This window comes from Sneathiella chungangensis (genome assembly GCF_009882935.1).
Lineage (GTDB): Bacteria > Pseudomonadota > Alphaproteobacteria > Sneathiellales > Sneathiellaceae > Sneathiella > Sneathiella chungangensis.
The window spans coordinates 1-1,193 of the sequence record NZ_WTVA01000009.1; the positions used below are offsets into that span (position 1 = coordinate 1).

The following is a 1,193-nucleotide window of genomic DNA, read 5'->3' on the forward strand; positions in this document are numbered from 1 at the left end:
AAATGGCCAAAGAGAAATTTGATCGTAGTAAACCGCATGTAAACATTGGAACGATTGGTCATGTTGACCATGGGAAGACGACGCTGACGGCGGCGATTACGAAGGTATTGTCTGAGGCGAGCGGCGGCAAGTCGTTTGCGTTTGACGAGATTGACAAGGCGCCGGAAGAGAAGGCGCGCGGGATCACGATTTCGACGGCCCATGTTGAATATGAGACGGGCTCGCGTCACTATGCGCATGTGGACTGCCCGGGCCATGCTGACTATGTGAAGAACATGATCACGGGTGCGGCGCAGATGGACGGGGCGATTCTCGTTGTGTCCGCGAATGACGGCCCGATGCCGCAGACGCGCGAGCATATCCTTCTGGCCCGCCAGGTTGGTGTTCCGGCGCTTGTTGTCTTCATGAACAAGGTTGACCTTGTGGATGATGAAGAGCTGATCGAGCTTGTCGAGATGGAAATCCGTGAGCTTCTGTCCGAGTATGAATTCCCGGGCGACGATATTCCGATCATCGGCGGTTCCGCGCTGGCGGCTCTTGAGGGTCGCGATGACGAGATCGGCAAGGAAGCAATCCTGAAGCTGATGGCGGCGGTTGACGAATATATTCCGCAGCCGGAGCGCGAGATCGACAAGCCGTTCCTGATGCCGATCGAGGATGTGTTCTCGATTTCGGGTCGCGGCACGGTGGTGACCGGTCGTGTTGAAAGCGGCGTGATCAAGGTTGGCGAGGAAGTCGAGATTGTCGGCATCCGTCCGACGACGAAGACGACCTGCACGGGCGTTGAGATGTTCCGCAAGCTGCTGGATCAGGGTCAGGCCGGTGACAATGTGGGTGTCCTCTTGCGTGGTACGAAGCGTGAGGATGTTGAGCGCGGCCAGGTTCTGGCGCATCCGGGCTCGATCACCCCGCATACGAAGTTCAAGGCTGAAGCCTATATCCTGACGAAGGAAGAGGGCGGTCGTCATACGCCGTTCTTCACGAACTACCGTCCGCAGTTCTATTTCCGGACGACGGACGTGACGGGTGTTGTGTCGCTTCCTGAAGGCACGGAAATGGTGATGCCGGGGGATAATGTGACGATGGATGTCGAGCTGATCGCACCGATCGCCATGGACGAGGGTCTGCGCTTCGCCATCCGCGAAGGCGGACGCACCGTCGGCGCCGGCGTCGTCGCCTCCGTAACCGCTTGA

1 protein-coding gene is annotated in these 1,193 nt (G+C 58.3%); it reads left to right on the forward strand.

Going from position 1 to position 1,193, the window contains the following annotated elements; genetic code table 11:
- Nucleotides 1-2: 2 nt before the first annotated feature.
- A complete protein-coding gene (gene tuf / locus GQF03_RS11540) occupies nt 3-1,193 on the forward strand; it encodes an elongation factor Tu (RefSeq protein ID WP_161339451.1) in 1,191 nt (396 codons plus the stop codon).

Coding starts and splice junctions, on each gene's coding strand:
- tuf (WP_161339451.1), top strand. CDS start 3: ATGGCCAAAGAGAAATTTGATCGTAGTAAACCGCATGTAAACATTGGA.